This is a genomic window from Rhizobium sp. ARZ01 (assembly GCF_014851675.1).
Lineage (GTDB): Bacteria > Pseudomonadota > Alphaproteobacteria > Rhizobiales > Rhizobiaceae > Mycoplana.
The window spans coordinates 611,558-629,964 of the sequence record NZ_JACVAE010000002.1 but is presented as its reverse complement, the minus strand read 5'-3'; the positions used below and the strand labels follow the sequence as shown (position 1 = coordinate 629,964).

Genomic DNA, 18,407 nt, shown 5'->3' with positions numbered 1-18,407 from the left:
GCGGAACCCGAGGGCGCGCGCATTGCGCCCCCTCGGGTTTGGGTCATCAGCCCTTCAGCGGCGAGATCGAGATCTCGACGCGACGGTTTTGAGCGCGGTCGGACGCCGAAGAATTCGAGGCGATCGGGCGATCCTTGCCGTAACCCATCGCGGAAATGCGGCGCTGGTCAACGCCGCGCGAGCCGAGATAGTTCGCAACAGAGTAGGCGCGCCGCTCCGAGAGGGCCTGGTTGTGCGCGGCACTTCCGGTTGAGTCGGTGTGGCCGTCCACATCGATCAGCGACTTGTCGAACTTGCGCAGCACGATCGCGACGGAGTCGAGCGTCGGGTAGAAGCCCGGTACGATCTGGTCCTGGTCCGTGGCGAAGGTAATGTTAGAGGGCATGTTGAGGATGATGCGGTCGCCGGCGCGGGTCACCGAGACGCCGGTGCCCTGCAACTGTGCGCGAAGCTCTGCTTCCTGGTTGTCCATGTAGTTGCCGATCGCGCCGCCGGCGAGCGCGCCGACGCCTGCGCCGATCAGGGCGGCATTGCGTCGCTGTACCGGGTTGTTGCCGATCAGAAGGCCGGATGCAGCACCGAGGCCTGCGCCGATCAGCGCGCCGCCGGCGGTGTTGGAGACCTTCTGTTCCCCGGTATAGGGATCGGCCGTGGTGCAGGCGGAGAGATAAATGGCGGAGAGCGAAACGATTGCAATCTTCTTGTACATGAAAACCCGATTCCTGAGCGTTTGTCTTGATTCTGCTTCAAACTAGCGATTGCGGCAGCAACATGAAAGATCGCGGACTATCCCCAAATTCCGCCAAACCCGGCTGGGAGCGGATCGAAAAATGAGGCGGGCGTCAGCCCGCCACCCCCTTCAAGACGTTGGCGACGTTCAGGCCGATTTCCGGAACGCCGTAGCCGCCTTCCATGACCACGAGAAGCGGCACGCCGCTGGCGGCGATCGTCCGGCCCATCGTGATGTAGTCCGGCGAGGTCAGCTTGAAGAAGGAGATCGGATCCTTCTCGAAGGTGTCGACGCCAAGCGAGACGACGATGGCTTCCGCCCCGAAGGCTGCGATGCGCTTCAGCGAATCCCCCAGCGCCGCGCCCCAGACGCTGTAAGGGGTGCCTTTTCCCATCGGATAGTTGGCCGTCGTACCGGCGCCAGAACCCTTGCCGGTTTCTTCCGCATAGCCGAGAAAGTGCGGGAAAGCTTCGGCTGGATCGCCGTGCAGTGAGGCGAAGAAGACGTCGCCGCGCTCATAGAAAATGTCCTGCGTGCCGTTGCCGTGGTGGAAGTCGACGTCGAGGATGGCAACCTTCTTCGCGCCCTTGTCGAGGAGGCGCTGGGCGGCAACGGCGGCATTGTTGATGAAGCAGTAGCCGCCGAACATGTCGATGCCGGCGTGATGTCCCGGCGGTCGGCAAAGCGAAAAGGCAGCCTTGTGGCCGGCGGCAACGAGATCGGCGCCATCAATCGCCGACGACATGGAGGAAAGCGCAGCTTCCCAGGTACCAGGCGATATCGCCGTTTCTGCGGCATTGCAGTAGTAGCCGATCTGACCTTCGATGTCGGTGGGGATGCGCGGCGAGGTGCGGCGCACGGGGAAGGAAGTGGCGATCGCCTCGCCCTTGTATCCGGCGGCCTTCCAGCGATCCCAGGCGGTTTCGAGGAACTTCAGGTAACCGCCGTCGTGGACCTTAAGGACCGTATCGAGCCCGTGCCGGGCCGGGGCGGCGACGTCGGTGAAACCGGCCTCCTTCACCGCAGTGAGGATCCATTCCGCGCGGAACGGTGCCTCGAACGGTGGCACGTGTTCGCCACCGTAGAGTTCTGTCTTGGCGTTCCTGAGCTTGTGATCCTCGGAGAAAATTACGCGCATTCCCATATGCTCCCCTGCTTTGGTTGCGCGGACGTTAGCCTTGAAGCGCCGTTTGTGGCAAGGCGCGACAAATTGCCTGCAATGGCATGCGGCGCGAAGGCCGGGGGCGTCTGCCACGCGCTTTAATGCGGACTACGGCTGGAAATCTTGCTCGTGGGGCATAGTCGCGCTCGGATTGGGGCGCTGCGTCCACAGAGCGAGATGCTACTAAAGGTAGCATATGCTTGATGGCCGGTTTCGAATTGGCCCTGTATGTTGGCTCTTATCAGCAATCGATCGAAAGACGTTTTTCAGCTGGATGCAGCGAGAATGGCGCCGCCGATTTCACATATTACGTAAACGGCACTTATTCATTCCGAATCTTGCGCGACGGGTCTCTCCGCGCCATGATTGAGGCTGATCGCGCCATTTCAACACCGCTTGAAACGGTAGAATCGCGAGATGCAATCCTGACGTTCAACTGCACCGATTGAGGTAAGAATCGGCGAAATGCGTCGCAAATTCCCTTGCTTTCCCGAAATTTCTGGAATTCACTCCGCGATATCGATGCAAAACACATGGGAGGGAAATATAACATGGCATCTCGTCTCCTCAACCTACGCGCAGCACTCGTGCTCGGCGCGGTCCTGATGGCCAGCAGCCCGGCGCTCGCCGAGGCCGTCCTTCACCGCGGCAATGCCGGCGAGCCGCAGACGCTCGACCAGGCACACACCTCGATCAATATCGAAGAATTCATCCTGAAGGACCTGTATGAGGGTCTGACGATCTATGACGCAACCGGCAAGATCGTCCCGGGTGCGGCCGAGACCTGGGACCTGTCGGACGATGGCGTGACCTACACGTTCAAGCTGCGCGCGGATGCCAAGTGGTCGGACGGTTCGCCGGTCACGGCCGAAGACTTCGTCTTCTCGTTCCGCCGCGTCGAGGACCCGAAGACAGCCGCCGGATACGCCAACATCCTTTACCCGATCAAGAACGCTGAAAAGGTCAACAAGGGCGAGATGAAGCCCGAGGACCTCGGCATCAAGGCGATTGACGAGAAGACCGTCGAGATCACGCTCGAGCGTCCGACCCCCTTCTTCCTCGAACTCTTGGCCCATCAGACCGCGCTGCCGGTTTCTAAGGCCAGCGTCGAAAAGAATGGCGCCGACTTCGTCAAACCGGGCGTGATGGTGTCGAACGGAGCGTTCAAGCTCGTCAGCCATGTTCCGAACGACAATCTTGTCGCCGAGAAGAACCCGAACTACTGGGATGCCGCAAACGTCAAGCTGGACAAGGTCGTCTTCTATCCGATCGACGATCAGGCCGCCTCGGTTCGCCGGTTCGAGGCGAAGGAAATGGACCTCGTCTATAACTTCTCCGCCGACCAGATTGACCGCCTGCGTGGTGCCTATGGCGACCAGGTCCATGTTGCCCCCGCTCTGGCGACCTACTACTATGCCTTCGACACCCGCCAGGAGCCTTACAGCGACGTGCGCGTCCGCCGTGCACTCTCCATGGCCGTCGACCGTGATTTCCTGGCAAAGGAGATCTATTCGGGCGCCCAGATCCCGGCCTACTCGATGGTGCCGCCCGGCATCGACAGCTATGGCGATCCGTCCAAGGCCGACTTTGCCGACATGTCCCAACTCGACCGCGAAGACAAGGCGCTCGAGCTGATGAAGGAGGCAGGTTACGGCGAAGGCGGCAAGCCGCTGAAGATCGAGATCCGTTACAACACCAACCCGAACCACGAACGCGTGGCGACGGCGGTGGCCGATATGTGGAAGAACACCTTCAAGGCCGACGTCTCGCTGGTGAACCTCGACGTGTCCTCGCACTACGCCTACCTGCAGGAAGGCGGCAAGTTCAACGTCGCGCGTGCCGGCTGGTCCGGCGACTACGCCGATGCGGAGAACTTCCTGGCGCTCAACCTGAGCTCCAACAAGACCTTCAACTACGGTCACTACGAGAACCCGGAGTATGACGCGCTGATGAAGAAGTCCTACGAGGAGCGCGATCCGGCCGCCCGTTCGAAGGCCATGCACGACGCCGAGGCCTTGCTGATGAAGGATCAGCCGGTGGCTCCGTTCATGACGTCGGCTGACTTGTGGCTGGTCTCCGGCCGCGTCAAGGGCTGGAGCGACAATGCCGCCAACCAGCATCTGAGCCGGTTCCTGAGCATTTCCGAATAACAAGAAGAGGCGGCGCGCGGGAGATTTTCCTGCGCGCCGTTTCGCAGGAGTACGGGCATGATGTCCTTTGTTTTGCGCCGCTTGGCGAGCGCGGTGCCGACGCTTTTTATTGTCGTCACCATTTCCTTCTTTCTGATGCGGTTTGCCCCTGGTGGGCCTTTCAATCTCGAGCGTCCGCTGCCTCCAACGACAATGGAGAACCTGATGCGGACCTATCAGCTCGACCAGCCGCTCTGGCGCCAATACGCCCACTATCTCGGCAATGCGGTCAAAGGCGATTTCGGCCCGAGTTACATCTACAAGGACAACACGGTTGCCGAACTCATCGGCAAGGGCCTGCCCTATTCGATGGAACTTGGCTTCTATGCGCTGCTGCTTGCGCTTGCGGGCGGCGTCCTGATGGGCACGGTTGCGGCGTTGCGGCAGAACAGTGCGCTCGACTTTTCCATCATGTCGTTGGCCACAATCGGGACGACCGTGCCGAACTTTGTCGTCGGTCCGGTTCTGACGCTGATCTTCGCGATCGTGCTGTCGTGGTTGCCGGCCGGCGGTTGGGGAGATGGTTCGCTGCGCTTTCTAATCCTGCCGATGATCGCGTTGGCGCTGCCACAGCTTGCGGTCTTCGCACGCCTGACCCGAGGTTCGATGATCGAGGCGCTGCACGCCGATCATATTCGTACAGCAAAGGCCTATGGCCTGCCGTCGCGCGTTGTTGTCGTGACACACGCCATGCGTGGGGCGCTCCTGCCGGTCGTGTCCTATCTCGCGCCCTGTGCCGCAGCCCTTCTCACTGGTTCGGCCGTGGTCGAGACGATATTCACCATTCCCGGCGTCGGCCGATACTTCGTGCTGGGTGCGATCAACCGCGACTATACGCTGGTGATGGGCACGGTGATCCTCGTTGCCATCTTCGTCATCGTCTTCAACCTGCTGGTCGATATCCTCTACGGCCTTCTCGATCCGAGGGTTCGCCATGACTGACATTGCCGTAAATCCGATGCATGAGGCGCCGAAGACGGTCAGCCGGAGCCTGTTCCAGCTCGCTCTCATCCGCTTCCGCCGCAACAAGGCGGCGATGGCCGGCTGCGTGATGCTGCTGCTAATCGCCATGTTCTCGTTCCTGGGGCCGCTGTTCGTGCCCCACGCCTACGACCAGGTGTTTCCTTCCTATGTGACGGTCCCGCCGAGCCTGCAACCGCGGCCGGATGCCTCGACGCTTCAGGAGGCGATCGAAGGCGTAGCTTCGCGCGCCCGGGTGAAGCTCGACAGATTTGCCGTGGACGGTCAGACGTTCACAGCGACCATCAGCGCCGACGACCCGATCGATCCGCGTGCGACCCGTTACTTCGACCGGGCCAACGAGTTCCGCGACACGAAGATTGAGTCGTCGGAGAACGAGGGGCGTACCTTGAAGCTGACCGGTCAGGTCAACCGGGACTATTTCCCGTTCGGTACCGACCCGAATGGTCGCGACCAGCTCGTTCGCGTCATGCTCGGAGGCCAGATATCCATCGCCGTCGGACTCCTGGCGAGCCTTGTCTCGCTTGGCATCGGCGTGACCTATGGTGCCACCTCAGGCTACATCGGCGGGCGTGTCGACAACGTCATGATGCGTTTCGTCGAGATCCTCTATTCGCTGCCCTTCGTCTTCCTCGTCGTGGTGCTGGTGGTCTTCTTCGGCCGCAGCTTCATCCTGATCTTTTTGGTGATCGGCGCGGTGGAATGGCTCGACATGGCCCGTATCGTGCGCGGCCAGACGCTGGCATTGAAACGGCGTGAATTCGTCGGCGCCGCCCAGGCGCTGGGGCTGACCGACTGGCAGATCATCCGTCGCCATATCATTCCCAACACGATCGGCCCGGTCATCGTCTTCGTCACGGTCGTCGTGCCCAAGGTGATCCTGCTGGAGAGCTTCCTCTCCTTCCTCGGCCTCGGCGTTCAGGCGCCGTTGACCAGCTGGGGCGCATTGATCTCGGAAGGCGCCAACAACATCCAATCGGCGCCATGGCTACTGATCTTCCCGTCGATCTTCTTCGTCGCGACGCTGTTCTCGCTGAACTTCGTCGGTGACGGATTGCGTGACGCGCTCGACCCGAAGGACCGCTAAGATGGCAGACAGAAACGAAACCATTCTCGCGATCAGTGACCTGAAGGTGAACTTCACCACGCCCGACGGTATCGTCAACGCGGTCAAGGGCATCAGCCTGGACGTCCGCGCCGGCGAGACGCTTGCGGTCGTGGGTGAATCCGGCTCCGGCAAGAGCCAGACCATGATGGGCATCATGGGCCTGCTCGCCAATAACGGCGCGGTCAGCGGGTCGGCCAAGTATCGCGGCAGGGAACTGATCGGTCTGCCATCGGCAGAGCTGAACAAGGTCCGCGGCGCCAAGATCACCATGATCTTCCAGGAGCCGATGACCTCGCTCGATCCGCTCTACCCGATCGGCCGGCAGATTGCCGAACCCATGGTCCACCACCGCGGCGTCAGCTACAAGGACGCGCGAAAACGCGTGCTGGAACTCCTCGAACTGGTCGGCATTCCCGAGCCCGGCCGGCGGATCGACAGCTATCCGCACGAGCTCTCGGGTGGCCAGCGCCAGCGCGTGATGATCGCCATGGCCTTGGCGAACGAGCCTGATATCCTGATCGCGGACGAGCCGACGACTGCGCTGGACGTCACCATCCAGGCGCAGATTCTTTCACTCCTGCGCATGTTGCAGCAGCGCTTTGGCATGGCGATCGTGCTGATCACCCACGATCTCGGCATCGTCCGGCATTTTGCCGAGCGGGTCGCGGTAATGCGACGCGGCGAGGTGGTAGAGCAGGGCGAGACGGCGACGATCTTCGAGCAACCGACGTCCGACTATACGAAGATGCTGCTTGCGGCCGAGCCGCGCGGTCGCAAGTCACCGCCCGCAGACACGGCACCAATCGTACTGGAAGGCCGCGACGTCACCGTGGACTACAAGATCGGCGGTGGGCTTTTCTCCGCTCGCTCCTCCATCTTCCGGGCCGTGGATCGTGTCACGGTACGGCTGCGCGAGGGTCAGACGATCGGCATCGTCGGCGAGTCGGGCTCGGGAAAATCGACGCTGGGCCGTGCGCTTTTGCGGCTGATCCCCGGCGCGGGCTACTATCGCTTCGGCTCGACCGACATTTCCGGCTTCGACCGCGCACGGATGCGGCCGCTGCGCAAGGAGATGCAGCTCGTGTTCCAGGATCCCTACGGCTCCCTCTCGCCGCGCCAGACGGTCGGGGAGATCATCACCGAGGGGCTGTTCGTGCATGAGCCGAGCCTCAGCAAGGCCGATCGGGACCGTCGCGCAGTCGCTGCACTCAGCGAGGTCGACCTTGATCCCGACGCGCGCAATCGCTATCCGCACGAGTTTTCAGGCGGACAGCGCCAGCGCATCGCGATCGCCCGGGCGATGATCCTCAAACCCCATCTGGTGATCCTCGACGAGCCGACGTCCGCTCTTGACCGATCGGTTCAGGGCCAGGTGATCGACCTTCTGCGGACACTGCAGAACAGCCACAAGCTCTCCTACATTTTCATCAGCCACGATCTTTCGGTGGTGAAGGCGATGTCGGACTATGTGATCGTCATGAAGGACGGCCGCATTGTGGAGGAAGGGGACACCGGAGCGATCTTCGACGCGCCGCGGGACGCCTACACCAAGGCGCTGATCGGGGCGGCCTTCAACATCTGAAATGAAATCCATTGCGACCGGCGGACCTTTCCGGACGGTCGCAATGGATTTCGCATCATTTCACCGGTGATTGAAGCTGGGCTCCGGGTAGGAATAGGGCTGTTGCTTCTGCGGCTCATCGACCTGGAACAGCTTGAAGCTGAAGGTGGAGCCGGACTGCATTGCTTGCTGCATGCTCGTCTTGCCATGGACGATCGTCGGTAAATCGTAGGATTGACCTTCGTTGTCATCGGGAGAGTCGGCGCGCGCGACGCCCACCGCCAGGAGGACTGCGAGTGTCGCAATGACGGTCGATGCGTATTTCATTTCATCCCCTCCGCCAGTTTGGAAGAGAACCAAAGCCTCACAAGCGAAGATAATGTTCTCGTCGCTGCTGCGCCATAGCCTGCACGTTGATGGACTGTCTTCCGTCTCGCAACAGCGTGTCGACAGCCAATATTGGTTGCGCGTGACCCGATCGGAAGCTAAGCGAAGTATACGAGCGCCGCGGCTGGCGCGCATTTCGGAAACGGATCAGAAACGTGGACGCGCATTCCTCTCCAGTGTTCGGCAAGACCTTTGCTGCTTTCCTGTTCGACATGGACGGCACCCTTCTCGACTCGACGGCTTCCACCGAGCGCGTATGGGGCAATTGGGCTCGCCGCCACGGACTGGATGCCGACAGCTTCCTGCCGACGATGCATGGCAAGCGCGGTATCGATACGATCCGCGCGCTCAACCTGCCCTGTGTGGATCCCATCGCCGAAGCCCTCGAAATTGAGAAGGGCGAAATAGCCGATGTGGACGGCGTAGTCGCCATTCCCGGTGCCATCGCATTCCTGTCGGCCTTGCCCAGGGAGCGCTGGGCGATCGTCACATCGGCCCCGATTGCCCTCGCACACCGCCGCCTTGCGGCCGCCGGCATCCCGATCCCGAAGGTCATGGTCACTGCCGAGGACGTCAAGATCGGCAAGCCCTCACCTGAGGGCTACCTGCTGGGAGCGGCCCGCCTTGGGGTCGACGCCGGCCAGTGTCTGGTGTTTGAGGACGTCGAGGCAGGCGTTCAGGCCGGCGAGGGCGCCGGTGCGAGCGTGGTGGTCGTGGCGGCAACGCATGGACACGGTCCGAAGACGCAGCATCCAAGGATTATGGCCTATGACGATCTCCACGCGAATTCGGATGTCGATGGCATGCTGTCGCTGAGGCGCATCGCTGCTGCCTGAGGAGTTGCCGACGATCGACCCCGCCCTCCAACCCTTTGTCGAACGCTGGGCGTTGACGCTGGATGGCGAGGCGCTGGTTACGCCGAGCAGCCATCTGCTGCCGGTGCGATGGCAGGGTCATCCGGCGATGCTGAAGGTAGCGACCGAGACCGAGGAACGGTACGGCGGCCGGCTCATGGCCTGGTGGGATGGGGAAGGCGCGGCGCGGGTCTACGCACATGACGGCGATGGCCTGCTGTTGGAGCGTGCCGAAGGTATGCGATCGCTTTCCGCCTATGCCCGAAGCGAGCGCGACGACGAGGCGACACGCATCCTCTGCTCTTCGGTCGCAAGGCTGCACGCGCCGCGCGACAAGCCACTGCCGGAATTGATCCCATTGTCGCGATGGTTCGAGGCCCTCGAGCCGGGGGCCGCCGCCTATGGTGGCGTCCTGCGTCGTTCCGCCGAAGTCGTTCGGACGCTCCTTGCCGGCCAGCGCGATATCGTTGTCTTGCACGGCGATGTGCACCACGACAATTTCCTCGATTTCGGGGATCGCGGCTGGCTCGCAATTGATCCGAAGCGGCTTCGCGGCGAACGTTACTTCGATTACGCCAACATCTTCTGCAATCCGGATCTCGCCGACCCGTCGATTGCTGTAGCCACTCGCCCTGAGCGGTTCGAACGGCGCCTCGAAATCGTGTGCGCCGAAGCGGGACTTGAGCGACGCCGGTTGCTACAGTGGATCCTCGCCTGGTCCGGCCTTTCGGCTGTCTGGTACCTGGACGACGATATGGCGGCCGATATCGACCTTCGTATCGCTGAACTCGCCGCCGCCGATCTCGATCGCTGAAGGCTGTGATTGACTATAGCCCGCGCCTGTGGCGCATTCGGGCAAGGGGTTGAACTCGCTCCCGTCAATCTCCCGACATTCCCAAAATCGCCGGCGGCGCAACTGCGACCGGCGCTGTCACCATGAGGATTGGTCATGCACGAAGAAAACGGTCATCTCGGCGCCGAGCGCTTCATTCTTCTGTCCGGTTGTTCGGGCGGCGGGAAGTCGACACTGCTCGGCGCCTTGAAACGGCGCGGCTTTACTGTCTTCGAGGAACCGGGCCGGCAGATCGTCCGGGAGCAGCATCTCATCGATGGCCCGGGGCTTCCGTGGTGTGACGCCCCGCTCTTTGCCGAACTTTGCGTTTCCCGTGCCATGCAGCAGCTGGGAGCAGCGTCTAGCAGCGAAGGCATGGTCTTCTTCGATCGCGGCGTCATCGATGCGGTCGCCTTCTTCGAGTATGTGGGACAGGCTGTCCCAGCCCATATCGAACGGGCGGCATGGCAGTGCCGGTATCATTCGTCCGTGTTCCTGACGCCACCCTGGCAGGAGATCTTCGTCGGCGACAGCGAACGCAAGCACTCTTTCGAGGACGCTGTTCTGCAATTCGAGGCTTCGCTTTCGACCTTCGCAAGGCTCGGATACAGGACGATCGAGTTGCCGAAAGCCGATCTGGAGCGCCGCGTAGCGTTCGTCCTGTCACAGGTGGCACAACCGCAAGCGTCATGCTCGAAATGAAAATGCCCGGGTCGCCCCGGGCATCGTATCTGCCGGATGCGCTGGTTTCAGCCCTCGAAGAACTCCTTCATCCGGGCGAAAAACCCGGCCGATTCCGGGTTGTTCTCCTTCGAGGAGATTTCCTCGAACTCCTTGAGCAGTTCGCGCTGCCGCTTGGTCAGCTTCTGCGGGGTCTCGATCTGGATCTGGATATAGAGATCGCCAACCTGGGTTGAGCGCAACACCGGCATGCCCTTGCCCTTCAGGCGGAATTGCCGGCCGTTCTGCGTGCCTTCGGGAACGCTGACACGCGACTTGGTGCCATCCAGCGTGGAGACGTCGAAGGTGCCACCGAGCGCTGCCGTGGTAATCGAGATCGGAACGCTGCAATGCAGGTCTGCGCTGTCGCGCTGGAAGAACTCGTGCGGCTTGACCGACAGGAAGATGTAGAGGTCGCCGGCCGGTCCACCACGCACGCCAGCCTCGCCTTCGCCGGCAAGGCGAATACGCGTGCCATCCTCGATGCCCGAAGGGATGTTGACGGAGAGCGAGCGCTCCTCGGTCACACGGCCATGGCCATGGCACTTGGTGCAGGGGTCCGGGATGACCGTGCCGCGACCCTGACAGGTCGGACAGGTCCGTTCGATCGAGAAGAAGCCCTGTGCTGCGCGGACGCGGCCCGCGCCCTGGCAGGTGCCGCAGGTCTGCGGCTTGGAACCGGGCTTGGCGCCGGAGCCGGTGCAGACGTCGCAGGTGATCGACGTCGGCACACGGATCTGTGCGGTCTTGCCGGAAAAAGCCTCTTCCAGAGAGATTTCCATGTTGTAGCGCAGGTCGGCGCCGCGTTCGCGCCCACCCGAGGAGCGCCGCTGGCGGCCGCCGCCCATCATCTCGCCGAAGATGTCTTCGAAAATGTCGGAGAAGCCACCCGCGCCGAAACCGCCGCCGCCGAAGCCACCGCTGCCCATGCCGCCCTGCTCGAAGGCGGCGTGGCCATAGCGGTCGTAAGCGGCGCGCTTCTGTGGATCCTTGAGGATCTCGTAGGCTTCATTGACTTCCTTGAATTTAACCTCAGCCGCGGCATCACCCGGATTCTTGTCGGGATGATACTTCATTGCCATTTTGCGGAAGGCGCTCTTCAGTTCCTTCTCGTCGGCGCCCTTGGCCACACCCAGCGTTTCATAGAAGTCAGTCTTAGCCATATCACTGCCGCACCCGTCTCATGGACGGTGTCTCGTTCGTTGAAAGGGGAAATGCCAGCCGTTCTTGGTGTATCCGGCTTCACGGCGAAAAGGCAAGATAGTGGATGACCGGAGGGCAGAGGAAACCATGATATCGTCACCGCAGTGAACCGAAAGCATCATGGACTTGTCCTTCGTTCGTCTTCCGCCTCTGTTGCACCGGAAAGCCCGGCCGCGCAGCGCGCGGCCGGGAGCTTGTGCTGTTACGAGGCCGACCGCTTGCGGTCGTCGTCGTCCTTGACTTCCTCGTAGTCGGCATCGACGACGTTGTCGCCTGCCTCACCCGAAGGCTCGCCGCCTTCCGCCTGCTGGGCCTCGTAGATCGCCTGACCGAGCTTCATGGAGACTTCCATCAGCGTGTTGGTCTTGGCCTTGATGTCCTCGGCATCGGGCTCGGAAGCCTCGACTGCGGTCTTCAGAGCCGCAATCGCATCCTCGATGGCCTTGCGGTCATCGGCCGAAACCTTGTCACCATACTCCTTGACCGACTTCTCGGTGGAGTGAATCAGGCTTTCGGCCTGGTTCTTGGCTTCGACAGCCTCGCGGCGCTTCTTGTCGGTCTCTGCGTTGGCTTCGGCGTCCTTGACCATCTTCTCGATGTCGGCATCGGACAGACCGCCGGAGGCCTGGATGCGGATCTGGTGCTCCTTGCCGGTGCCCTTGTCCTTGGCCGAGACCTGCACGATGCCGTTGGCGTCGATGTCGAAGGTCACTTCGATCTGCGGCATGCCGCGCGGCGCCGGCGGGATACCGACGAGGTCGAACTGGCCGAGCAGCTTGTTGTCCGCAGCCATCTCGCGTTCGCCCTGGGAGACGCGGATCGTCACGGCCGACTGATTGTCTTCGGCGGTCGAGAAGGTCTGGCTCTTCTTCGTCGGGATCGTCGTGTTGCGTTCGATCAGACGGGTGAAGACACCGCCAAGCGTTTCGATGCCGAGAGACAGCGGGGTCACGTCGAGAAGCAGGACGTCCTTGACGTCGCCCTGCAGGACGCCGGCCTGGATCGCGGCACCCATGGCGACCACTTCATCCGGGTTGACGCCCTTGTGCGGCTCCTTGCCGAACAGCTGCTTGACGACTTCCTGCACCTTCGGCATGCGGGTCATGCCGCCGACGAGAACGACTTCGTCGATCTCGGCAGCCGAGACGCCGGCGTCCTTGAGGGCTGCCTTGCAGGGCGCCATCGTGCGCTGGATCAGATCGTCGACCAGTGCTTCGAACTTGGCGCGCGTCAGCTTCATCGTCAGGTGCTTCGGGCCCGACGCGTCAGCGGTGATGAACGGCAGGTTGATTTCGGTCTGCTGCGAGGAGGACAGCTCGATCTTCGCCTTTTCAGCAGCTTCCTTCAGACGCTGCAGTGCCAGCTTGTCGTTCTTCAGGTCGATGCCCTGATCCTTCTTGAATTCGTCGGCCAGGTACTCGACGAGGCGCATGTCGAAGTCTTCACCGCCGAGGAAGGTGTCGCCGTTGGTCGACTTCACCTCGAACACGCCGTCGCCGATTTCGAGAACCGAGATATCGAACGTGCCGCCGCCAAGGTCATAGACGGCGATCGTCTTGCCATCCTTCTTGTCGAGGCCATAGGCAAGGGCGGCCGCGGTCGGCTCGTTGATGATGCGCAGCACTTCGAGACCGGCGATCTTGCCGGCGTCCTTGGTGGCCTGGCGCTGGGCGTCGTTGAAGTAGGCGGGAACAGTGATGACTGCCTTTTCGACTCTCTCGCCGAGATAGGATTCAGCTGTTTCCTTCATCTTCTGCAGGATCATGGCGGAGATCTGCGACGGGGAATAGTCCGTCCCGTGGGCTTCGACCCAGGCGTCGCCATTGGAAGCCTTGACGATCTTGTAGGGCACCATGCCCTTGTCCTTCTGCGTCGTCGGATCGTCGAAGGTGCGGCCGATCAGGCGCTTGATCGCAAAGAGGGTGTTTTCCGGGTTCGTCACTGCCTGGCGCTTGGCCGGCTGCCCGACGAGGCGCTCGCCGTCGTCCGTGAAGGCGACCATCGAGGGCGTGGTGCGCGCGCCTTCGGCGTTCTCAATGACTTTTGCGTCTTTGCCATCCATGACGGAGACGCAGGAGTTTGTCGTTCCGAGGTCGATACCGATTACTTTTGCCATGTCATTCTCTCCTTGAAGCGAACTGCCAGAACCCAATCAGGCATTCGTTTGGCAGTCCCTAGTGGGATGGTATTGCAGAAATTCGCGACGAAAGCCGCGGCTTCCGGCTATATAAGGATCAGTCTAGGTGACTGCAAGGCGTCAATCTTCCCGAAAAGTCGCGCGATCAGAAGGCTGAGACATCCGCAAATTGCCGCCACAGAACGAATGTGGGAGGGCGCTACACCTCCGTCAAGGCTGCATGGCATACACTGTCACCAATCAGCCGCCGATCAGGACATCGAGCAGGGTGGAGCGCCGCTTCGCCGGTGGCTGCTGGCCGACATCCGCCGGCGGCACCGGTAGACCGCCATCATTCTCCGGCGCTTGCGTCTCGGCCCCGGCACCTCGCGTGCTCGTTCCCAGAGCGCGCGCCACCATCTCTGCGAGCGTGTCCGGCTCGTCGGGGGCAGGGGCGGGCTCGGCCTGAACGACCGGAAGGTCGCCGCCCGTCGTGCCGAAGAGCGGCGAAGGCGACAGGCCCTCGTGCGCCGCGACCATGAACCGGCTCCAGGCCTTGGCCGGCAGGCCGCCGCCCGTCACCTTCTTCATGGACATGCCGTCGTCGTTGCCGAACCAGACACCGGTCGTCAGGTTGCTCGTGTAGCCGACGAAGAGCGCGTCGCGGAAGGACTGGGTCGTGCCGGACTTGCCAGCCGGTTGCCAACCCGGCAGCTTGGCGTTCTTGCCGGTGCCTTCGGTGATCACCCGCATCAGCATGCCATTCATCATCGCGACGATTTCCGGCTCGAGAACGCGCGGCGGGTTGTCATAGGTGTTCTCGTAAAGCACGTTTCCGGCCGCAGTCGAGATACGGCGGATGATGTGCGGCGTCGCCTTGTAGCCGCCGTTCATGAAGGGGGCATAGGCGGAGGTCAACTCGACGAGCGTCACCTCTGACGTTCCGAGCGCAATCGAGGCGTTCGCCTGCATCTCGGATTCGATGCCGAGCCGGTGCGCCAGCTTGATCACCTGGTCCGGCCCCACTTCCATCACGAGCTGTGCCGCAATCGTATTCAGCGAGTTGGCGAGCGCCGAACTGAGCGTGACCTCGCCGCGATACTTCTGGTCGTAGTTCTCCGGGGTCCACTTGCCGATCTTGACCGGCGCATCGTTACGTACCGAGAGAGGCGAGCGGCCAGCTTCAAGCGCTGCCGCAAAAACGAATGGCTTGAAGGCCGATCCCGGCTGGCGCTTTGCCTTGGAGGCGCGGTCAAACTGGCTGGTGGCGTAGTCTCGGCCGCCGACAAGGGCCCGGATCGCGCCGCTACCGTCGATCGAAACAAGCGCGGCCTGGGAGGCATTGAGTTTGTCACCTTCGGCATCGATGATGGCGGTGATCGCCTCGTCCGCCTTCTTCTCGAGGTCGAGATCGATCGTGGTCTCAACCACGAGGTCTTCCGTAATATCGCCGACGAGTTTCGGCACCTGGTCCATGACAAGGTCGGCTGCGTAATGCTCGGCACCCGACCAGTAGCTCTTCGCCCGCGTCGGAGCCTGGGACATGGCGGTGGTGATTTCCCGGTCGGTGACGAAGCCGGCTTCGCGCATTGTGCCGAGCACGACCTGGGCCCGCGCTTCGGCGGCTTCGGGATCGCGCGCGGGTGAGAGGCGGGAGGGCGCCTTCAAGAGTCCGGCAAGCATCGCTGCTTCGCCAAGGTTCACGTCGCGAGCGGATTTGTTGAAATAGCGTCGGGACGCCGCTTCGACGCCATAGGCGTTGGAGCCAAAGAAGACCCGGTTCAGGTACATCGCAAGGATCTCGTCCTTCGTGTACTTGTGCTCGAGCCAGAAGGAGAGCAGCACTTCCTGGACCTTGCGTTCAAGCGTGCGCTCGGGAGACAGGAACAGGTTCTTCGCAAGCTGCTGGGTGAGTGTCGAGCCACCCTGAACCATGCGCCCGGTGGTGAGGTTGGTCACCATCGCGCGGGCAAGGCCGAGCGGATCTATGCCGAAGTGAGAATAGAACCGCCGGTCTTCGATCGCGATCACCGCCTGCGGAATGTAAGGTGACATCTGTTCGAGCGACAGGGCCTCGCCGCCCGTGGTGCCGCGGTTGGCGATGGGGCTCCCATCACGCGCCACGATCTTCACATTTGGCGGCCGTGCCGGGATCGACCAGCTTTTTGCGCTCGGCATCTGCGCGCCGTAGTAAAGCACGAGTGCGCCGACACCCATGCCGCCCCAGATGCCCAGTACAATGCACCAATAGGCGAGAAAGCGGACGGCGCCTAGAAAACCACCGCTCTGGGAGCGACGGGTGCCGGACCTCTTCCTGCGTCGCGCAGGTGCGGCGTTCCGCTTGGCCGGCTTCGCCTTGCGCGTTGCAGTCCTTGTCACGCGATCCTCCTCGTCGATGCGCAAATCATCGTCGTCATAATCGTCCTCGTTGTCGAACGAGGGCTCGATCCGCTGTGATTTGCGCCGACTTGCCATGCTGGGAGAAATTCGCCTTCTTCTGATTGTGGTCGGGTGAACTGTAAATGCGGCGATTTAAGGGGTGGTTAAGGACGGCTTAACGCGACGGTTGCGGCCTTTCCCGGCTGGCGCGCGCAATCGTGATTTCCGCTTTCGCCGCCCAATGACTATTCTTGCCGCCGCAACGACCAAGGAGACGATCATGAAGCGCATCCTCGTAATTGCAGCTGCCCTCACCCTGTCCGCCCCCGTGGCGTTTGCCGACTGCGCCTATCACCAGACCAATGCCAAGGCGAATGTCGACAAGATGACAACTACCGCCAGCATTTCCGAAAATGCACCGGTTCCTTCCGATGAGATCGTTCTGTTGAAGAAGCAGGACAAGGTTGTGGTGGAAGAGAAGGCCGCGGAATAGCTGTGCACATACCTATACCACCGGGCGGCTTACGCGGCGCCGGGAGAAGAAAGGGCGGCTCGAGGCCGCCCTTTGTAATTTCATCAGTAGTACGGTGACAGGCACTGTTGTCGCGGCCCGTAATAGGGCTGGAACGTGTTATCGTAGGCCCGGTAGGACCGGTAGCGCCCGGCGCACCAATCGAAGTGCCGTGGGTTGACGCCGCCTTCGTTGTAATAGCGCGGCTGGCTGGCCACCGCGCCGCCGATGATGGCGCCGGCTGTGAAGGCAGCCAACGGATACCAGTAGCCGTCGTCATAGCGGCGATAGCCGTCGCGATAATAGGGATAGCCGCGATATCCGCGATAGTAGCCGTGGCGACCGCGATCGTAGCGGCCGTCGCCGTAGTAGCGTGGGCCGTCGCGATAGCCACGCCGGATATAGTAGTCCACGTTCTCTACGTCGGTCGCAACGGTCGCGCCAGCGCGGGGCATGGCACTTGCCTGAATTGGAACGAGGGCGGTCGCAAGCGTGGCCGCAGACAAGACGGCCGCCATGAGGCCCGTGACGATCTTTCCCATATCTTCAACTCCAAAAAGACTGACTTCTCAGAACAGCGATTAAACGCGTTATGAAATAAGCCGGCTGAATGGGGGATGAACCGACCCACCTCATGCCCGATCGTCCTCCTTGGCTCTCATCTGGGTGTAACGCGCGTGTTCGAACACGAACACGGCTCCCAGTCCCAAAACGAAGGGAATGATGAGATAGAAGACGCGGAAGACTGCGAGCGCTGCGAGGACATCGACCGGCTCGAGTTCGGGGAGGGCGGCTATGAAGATGAGTTCAAGGACGCCGATCCCGCCGGGGGCGTGGGACAAGAGTGCTGCGGAGAACGACGCAAGGAAGATTCCTAGCACCACCAGGTAGCCGGGATTACCCTCTGCCGGCAGCACGAAATAGATGATCGCAGCGGCGGCCAGCAGTTCGACCGGCGCGATCAGCAGCTGTCGTACGGCGACGGAGGGGCGGGGATACTCCAGGTGCAGCCAGCGCGTATGGATCGGCCGGAACCCGACAAGGCTGCCGATGATGTAGAGGGCAACAAGGAAAAGGATGAGTACGCCGGTTGAGAAGGCCGCTTCGATCGGCAGGAACGCCGCGAAGCGTTCGATGATTTCCGGTTCGATGATCAGGACAAGGCCGAACAGCACCGCCGTGCCGAGCGCAAAGGTGAAGGAGCAGAAGGCAACGAGCACGCCCACCTCGCTTGCCGACAGGCCCTTGGAGGAATAGGCGCGATACCGCACCACCGCTCCTGAAAACACGGACGCCCCGATATTGTGCGCCAGCGCATAGGCCGTGAATGACGCAACGGTGATGAACCAGAGCGAGATGCGGTGGCCTAGGTGCTCGAGCGCCAGGTGGTCGTAGGCCGCAAGCGCAGCATAGGCGGCAATGGTTGCCGCCGCCGCGAGCAGCCAGCCGGATGGCGGGATCGCCAGCAGGCTGTCCCGAAACTCGTAGTAGGAAAGCCCTTTGAGATCGTGGTAGAGGATCCAGACGGAAAAGACGATCGCGGCGGCGCCGACGACCGGCCAGAAGAGCTTGCTCAGTTTCATGTGTCCGGCGACCGTTGGCGAGTGCCTCGGCCCGCAGCGTCAGGGCCTGGTCGTGGCAGAATTTCCGGAATAGCATTCATGCGGTTCATTT

17 protein-coding genes are annotated in these 18,407 nt (G+C 61.9%); 9 read left to right on the top strand and 8 right to left on the bottom strand.

The window, feature by feature from the left end; all coding sequences use genetic code 11:
* Window positions 1-46: 46 nt before the first annotated feature.
* Entirely contained in the window at window positions 47-709 is a 663-nt protein-coding gene (locus tag IB238_RS17170) for an OmpA family protein (RefSeq protein ID WP_192249493.1), read from the bottom strand.
* Window positions 710-842: 133 nt separating this feature from the next.
* Window positions 843-1,868, bottom strand: coding sequence for a histone deacetylase family protein (locus IB238_RS17165; protein WP_192249490.1), 1,026 nt, complete (start codon window positions 1,866-1,868; stop codon window positions 843-845).
* A 227-nt stretch (window positions 1,869-2,095) separates the two neighbouring features.
* Here IB238_RS17165 and IB238_RS17160 point away from each other — a divergent pair, with 227 nt between their 5' ends.
* From IB238_RS17160 to IB238_RS17140, 5 genes are all read left to right on the top strand, one after another.
* A complete protein-coding gene (locus tag IB238_RS17160) occupies window positions 2,096-2,341 on the top strand; it encodes a hypothetical protein (RefSeq protein ID WP_192249487.1) in 246 nt (81 codons plus the stop codon).
* Window positions 2,342-2,443: 102 nt separating this feature from the next.
* The gene (locus IB238_RS17155; protein ID WP_192249485.1) at window positions 2,444-4,042 is read left to right on the top strand and encodes a peptide ABC transporter substrate-binding protein; all 1,599 of its coding nucleotides are present in this window, start codon (window positions 2,444-2,446) and stop codon (window positions 4,040-4,042) included.
* A gap of 57 nt (window positions 4,043-4,099) precedes the next feature.
* Entirely contained in the window at window positions 4,100-5,023 is a 924-nt protein-coding gene (gene oppB / locus IB238_RS17150) for an oligopeptide ABC transporter permease OppB (protein ID WP_192249482.1), read from the top strand.
* Complete coding sequence (locus tag IB238_RS17145; RefSeq protein ID WP_192249480.1) at window positions 5,016-6,149, top strand: ABC transporter permease subunit; 1,134 nt, start codon at window positions 5,016-5,018, stop codon at window positions 6,147-6,149. Before oppB ends, IB238_RS17145 begins: the two co-directional genes overlap by 8 nt.
* A 1-nt stretch (window position 6,150) precedes the next feature.
* Window positions 6,151-7,752, top strand: a complete 1,602-nt coding sequence (locus IB238_RS17140) for an ABC transporter ATP-binding protein (RefSeq protein WP_192249477.1) — start codon at window positions 6,151-6,153, stop codon at window positions 7,750-7,752.
* A gap of 60 nt (window positions 7,753-7,812) precedes the next feature.
* Here IB238_RS17140 and IB238_RS17135 read toward each other — a convergent pair whose 3' ends face one another.
* Window positions 7,813-8,058, bottom strand: a complete 246-nt coding sequence (locus IB238_RS17135) for a hypothetical protein (RefSeq protein WP_192249473.1) — start codon at window positions 8,056-8,058, stop codon at window positions 7,813-7,815.
* 215 nt (window positions 8,059-8,273) lie between these two features.
* Between IB238_RS17135 and IB238_RS17130 the strand changes: the two genes are divergently transcribed.
* The 3 genes from IB238_RS17130 to IB238_RS17120 all read left to right on the top strand — a co-directional run bounded on the left by IB238_RS17130 (window position 8,274) and on the right by IB238_RS17120 (window position 10,506).
* A complete protein-coding gene (locus IB238_RS17130) occupies window positions 8,274-8,954 on the top strand; it encodes an HAD-IA family hydrolase (protein ID WP_348648258.1) in 681 nt (226 codons plus the stop codon).
* 4 nt (window positions 8,955-8,958) lie between these two features.
* Entirely contained in the window at window positions 8,959-9,786 is an 828-nt protein-coding gene (locus tag IB238_RS17125; protein ID WP_210333599.1) for an aminoglycoside phosphotransferase family protein, read from the top strand.
* A 135-nt stretch (window positions 9,787-9,921) separates the two neighbouring features.
* Window positions 9,922-10,506 (top strand): AAA family ATPase, encoded by a 585-nt coding sequence (locus IB238_RS17120; RefSeq protein WP_192249470.1) that lies wholly within the window; start codon window positions 9,922-9,924, stop codon window positions 10,504-10,506.
* A gap of 47 nt (window positions 10,507-10,553) precedes the next feature.
* On the opposite strand, the gene dnaJ is transcribed toward IB238_RS17120, so the two are convergent.
* The 3 genes from dnaJ to IB238_RS17105 all read right to left on the bottom strand — a co-directional run bounded on the left by dnaJ (window position 10,554) and on the right by IB238_RS17105 (window position 16,318).
* Entirely contained in the window at window positions 10,554-11,687 is a 1,134-nt protein-coding gene (gene dnaJ, locus IB238_RS17115) for a molecular chaperone DnaJ (RefSeq protein ID WP_192249467.1), read from the bottom strand.
* Window positions 11,688-11,929: 242 nt separating this feature from the next.
* Window positions 11,930-13,843 (bottom strand): molecular chaperone DnaK, encoded by a 1,914-nt coding sequence (gene dnaK / locus IB238_RS17110; RefSeq protein WP_192249464.1) that lies wholly within the window; start codon window positions 13,841-13,843, stop codon window positions 11,930-11,932.
* 261 nt (window positions 13,844-14,104) lie between these two features.
* Window positions 14,105-16,318: a transglycosylase domain-containing protein gene (locus IB238_RS17105; protein WP_192249461.1), complete on the bottom strand. Its 2,214-nt coding sequence runs from the start codon at window positions 16,316-16,318 to the stop codon at window positions 14,105-14,107.
* Window positions 16,319-16,502: 184 nt separating this feature from the next.
* On the opposite strand from IB238_RS17105, the gene IB238_RS17100 reads away from it, so the two are divergent.
* The gene (locus tag IB238_RS17100) at window positions 16,503-16,715 is read left to right on the top strand and encodes a hypothetical protein (RefSeq protein ID WP_192249458.1); all 213 of its coding nucleotides are present in this window, start codon (window positions 16,503-16,505) and stop codon (window positions 16,713-16,715) included.
* An 83-nt stretch (window positions 16,716-16,798) separates the two neighbouring features.
* Here the strand turns inward: IB238_RS17100 and IB238_RS17095 are convergent, their stop codons facing one another.
* Together IB238_RS17095 and IB238_RS17090 are read right to left on the bottom strand one after the other, a co-directional pair.
* Window positions 16,799-17,275: a BA14K family protein gene (locus IB238_RS17095; protein WP_192249455.1), complete on the bottom strand. Its 477-nt coding sequence runs from the start codon at window positions 17,273-17,275 to the stop codon at window positions 16,799-16,801.
* 90 nt (window positions 17,276-17,365) lie between these two features.
* Entirely contained in the window at window positions 17,366-18,316 is a 951-nt protein-coding gene (locus IB238_RS17090; protein ID WP_192249452.1) for a lysylphosphatidylglycerol synthase domain-containing protein, read from the bottom strand.
* Window positions 18,317-18,407: the final 91 nt, after the last annotated feature.

Excerpts from the sequence above, each read along its gene's own strand:
- IB238_RS17165 (WP_192249490.1), bottom strand. The coding sequence starts at position 1,868 with ATGCGCGTAATTTTCTCCGAGGATCACAAGCTCAGGAACGCCAAGACA.
- IB238_RS17120 (WP_192249470.1), top strand. The coding sequence starts at position 9,922 with ATGCACGAAGAAAACGGTCATCTCGGCGCCGAGCGCTTCATTCTTCTG.
- dnaK (WP_192249464.1), bottom strand. The coding sequence starts at position 13,843 with ATGGCAAAAGTAATCGGTATCGACCTCGGAACGACAAACTCCTGCGTC.
- dnaJ (WP_192249467.1), bottom strand. The coding sequence starts at position 11,687 with ATGGCTAAGACTGACTTCTATGAAACGCTGGGTGTGGCCAAGGGCGCC.
- IB238_RS17155 (WP_192249485.1), top strand. The coding sequence starts at position 2,444 with ATGGCATCTCGTCTCCTCAACCTACGCGCAGCACTCGTGCTCGGCGCG.
- oppB (WP_192249482.1), top strand. The coding sequence starts at position 4,100 with ATGATGTCCTTTGTTTTGCGCCGCTTGGCGAGCGCGGTGCCGACGCTT.
- IB238_RS17135 (WP_192249473.1), bottom strand. The coding sequence starts at position 8,058 with ATGAAATACGCATCGACCGTCATTGCGACACTCGCAGTCCTCCTGGCG.
- IB238_RS17105 (WP_192249461.1), bottom strand. The coding sequence starts at position 16,318 with ATGGCAAGTCGGCGCAAATCACAGCGGATCGAGCCCTCGTTCGACAAC.
- IB238_RS17090 (WP_192249452.1), bottom strand. The coding sequence starts at position 18,316 with ATGAAACTGAGCAAGCTCTTCTGGCCGGTCGTCGGCGCCGCCGCGATC.
- IB238_RS17170 (WP_192249493.1), bottom strand. The coding sequence starts at position 709 with ATGTACAAGAAGATTGCAATCGTTTCGCTCTCCGCCATTTATCTCTCC.
- IB238_RS17145 (WP_192249480.1), top strand. The coding sequence starts at position 5,016 with ATGACTGACATTGCCGTAAATCCGATGCATGAGGCGCCGAAGACGGTC.
- IB238_RS17095 (WP_192249455.1), bottom strand. The coding sequence starts at position 17,275 with ATGGGAAAGATCGTCACGGGCCTCATGGCGGCCGTCTTGTCTGCGGCC.
- IB238_RS17140 (WP_192249477.1), top strand. The coding sequence starts at position 6,151 with ATGGCAGACAGAAACGAAACCATTCTCGCGATCAGTGACCTGAAGGTG.
- IB238_RS17160 (WP_192249487.1), top strand. The coding sequence starts at position 2,096 with ATGGCCGGTTTCGAATTGGCCCTGTATGTTGGCTCTTATCAGCAATCG.
- IB238_RS17100 (WP_192249458.1), top strand. The coding sequence starts at position 16,503 with ATGAAGCGCATCCTCGTAATTGCAGCTGCCCTCACCCTGTCCGCCCCC.